At 49.4% G+C, this 3265-nt stretch carries 2 rRNA genes; both read right to left on the bottom strand.

Features of this window, described 5'->3' with window-relative positions:
• A 5S ribosomal RNA gene (rrf, locus tag RU96_RS12490) occupies nucleotides 1-116 on the bottom strand.
• 78 nt (nucleotides 117-194) lie between these two features.
• Nucleotides 195-3109, bottom strand: a 23S ribosomal RNA gene (locus tag RU96_RS12485).
• Between the last annotated feature and the right edge of the window lie 156 nt (nucleotides 3110-3265).

The raw sequence follows: 3265 nt of genomic DNA, 5'->3' as shown, positions 1-3265 counted from the left end.
GCGTGGCGACGTCCTACTCTCACAAAGGGAAACCCTTCACTACAATCGGCGCTAAGAAGCTTAACTTCTGTGTTCGGCATGGTTACAGGTGTATCCTTCTCGCTATCGCCACCACACTATTTAATTAAGTGAATTTCATTCACTCAAAACTGGATCTTGAAGTTATCAAAACTCTTTCCGAGTTTTCTTTTACTTTGGTTAAGTCCTCGATCGATTAGTATCAGTCCGCTCCATACATCACTGTACTTCCACTCCTGACCTATCTACCTGATCATCTCTCAGGGATCTTACTTTCTTTAAGAAATGGGAAATCTCATCTTGAGGTGGGCTTCACACTTAGATGCTTTCAGCGTTTATCCCTTCCCTACATAGCTACCCAGCGATGCCTCTGGCGAGACAACTGGTACACCAGCGGTAAGTCCATCCCGGTCCTCTCGTACTAAGGACAGCTCCTCTCAAATTTCCAACGCCCGCGACGGATAGGGACCGAACTGTCTCACGACGTTCTGAACCCAGCTCGCGTGCCGCTTTAATGGGCGAACAGCCCAACCCTTGGGACCGACTACAGCCCCAGGATGCGACGAGCCGACATCGAGGTGCCAAACCTCCCCGTCGATGTGGACTCTTGGGGGAGATAAGCCTGTTATCCCCAGGGTAGCTTTTATCCGTTGAGCGATGGCCCTTCCATGCGGAACCACCGGATCACTAAGCCCGACTTTCGTCCCTGCTCGACTTGTAAGTCTCGCAGTCAAGCTCCCTTCTGCCTTTACACTCTGCGAATGATTTCCAACCATTCTGAGGGAACCTTTGGGCGCCTCCGTTACCTTTTAGGAGGCGACCGCCCCAGTCAAACTGCCCATCTGACACTGTCTCCCACCACGATTAGTGGTGCGGGTTAGAGTGGCCATAACACAAGGGTAGTATCCCACCATTGCCTCCTTCGAAACTAGCGTCCCGATCTCTACGGCTCCTACCTATCCTGTACATGTGGTACAGACACTCAATATCAAACTACAGTAAAGCTCCATGGGGTCTTTCCGTCCTGTCGCGGGTAACCTGCATCTTCACAGGTACTAAAATTTCACCGAGTCTCTCGTTGAGACAGTGCCCAAATCGTTACGCCTTTCGTGCGGGTCGGAACTTACCCGACAAGGAATTTCGCTACCTTAGGACCGTTATAGTTACGGCCGCCGTTTACTGGGGCTTCAATTCGTACCTTCGCTTACGCTAAGCACTCCTCTTAACCTTCCAGCACCGGGCAGGCGTCAGCCCCTATACTTCATCTTTCGATTTTGCAGAGACCTGTGTTTTTGATAAACAGTCGCTTGGGCCTATTCACTGCGGCTGACCTTGCGGTCAGCACCCCTTCTCCCGAAGTTACGGGGTCATTTTGCCGAGTTCCTTAACGAGAGTTCTCTCGCTCACCTTAGGATTCTCTCCTCGACTACCTGTGTCGGTTTGCGGTACGGGCCGTTGTCTTCTCACTAGAAGCTTTTCTCGGCAGTGTGACATCAGAAGCTTCGGTACTATTATTTCCCTCCTCATCACAGCTTGTCCTTATAGAAATAAGCATTTGACTCATCTCAAGACTTACTGCTTGAACAGACATATCCATCAGTCTGCACTTCTTAGCCTCCTGCGTCCCTCCATTGCTCAAACAAATACAACGGGTACAGGAATATCAACCTGTTGTCCATCGCCTACGCCTATCGGCCTCGGCTTAGGTCCCGACTAACCCTGGGCGGACGAGCCTTCCCCAGGAAACCTTAGTCATTCGGTGGACAGGATTCTCACCTGTCTTTCGCTACTCATACCGGCATTCTCACTTCTAAGCGCTCCAGCAGTCCTCACGATCTACCTTCAACGCCCTTAGAACGCTCTCCTACCAATACACCTTACGGTGTACTCCACAGCTTCGGTAGTATGTTTAGCCCCGGTACATTTTCGGCGCAGGGTCACTCGACTAGTGAGCTATTACGCACTCTTTAAATGGTGGCTGCTTCTGAGCCAACATCCTAGTTGTCTGTGCAACCCCACATCCTTTTCCACTTAACATACATTTTGGGACCTTAGCTGGTGGTCTGGGCTGTTTCCCTTTCGACTATGGATCTTATCACTCACAGTCTGACTGCCGAATATAAATGAATGGCATTCGGAGTTTATCTGAATTCGGTAACCCGAGATGGGCCCCTAGTCCAAACAGTGCTCTACCTCCATCATTCTTCACTTCGACGCTAGCCCTAAAGCTATTTCGGAGAGAACCAGCTATCTCCAAGTTCGTTTGGAATTTCTCCGCTACCCACACCTCATCCCCGCACTTTTCAACGTACGTGGGTTCGGTCCTCCAGTGCGTTTTACCGCACCTTCAACCTGGACATGGGTAGATCACATGGTTTCGGGTCTACGACTACATACTCATTCGCCCTATTCAGACTCGCTTTCGCTGCGGCTCCGTCTCTTCAACTTAACCTCGCATGCAATCGTAACTCGCCGGTTCATTCTACAAAAGGCACGCTATCACCCATTAACGGGCTCTAACTTGTTGTAGGCACACGGTTTCAGGATCTATTTCACTCCCCTTCCGGGGTGCTTTTCACCTTTCCCTCACGGTACTGGTTCACTATCGGTCACTAGGGAGTATTTAGCCTTGGGAGATGGTCCTCCCGGATTCCGACGGAATTCCTCGTGTTCCGCCGTACTCAGGATCCTCCTAGGTGCCTTCCAAATTTCGTCTACGGGGTTTTTACCCTCTTTGACTGACTTTTCCAAGTCATTCGACTATCTGAAAGAACTACCATATCGGAGTCCTACAACCCCAAGATGCAAGCATCTTGGTTTGGGCTGGTCCCTTTTCGCTCGCCGCTACTTGGGGAATCGATTTTTCTTTCTCTTCCTGCAGGTACTTAGATGTTTCAGTTCTCTGCGTCTACCTCGTATACGCTATGTATTCACGTATACGTAACATCCTATAAAAGATGCTGGGTTCCCCCATTCGGAAATCTCTGGATCATAGCTTACTTACAGCTCCCCAAAGCATATCGGTGTTAGTCCCGTCCTTCATCGGCTCCTAGTGCCAAGGCATCCACCGTGCGCCCTTATTCACTTAACCTTATAAGACCTTTCGGTCTGGTTTTGAGCAGTTCTTCTAGCGATAGAAGCTTACTCAAGAAAATAAGCAATTGAACTTATTAAAAAACTCATTCAACGCGGTGTTCTCGGTTTGTTTTGATTTTTTTCTTCAAGTATCCAGTTTTCAATGAACAAA

The sequence above is a fragment of the Enterococcus canintestini genome, from assembly GCF_001885735.1.
Lineage (GTDB): Bacteria > Bacillota > Bacilli > Lactobacillales > Enterococcaceae > Enterococcus_C > Enterococcus_C canintestini.
The sequence above is the reverse complement of the archived record's forward strand: the minus strand, read 5'-3'. Positions and strand labels throughout refer to the sequence as shown.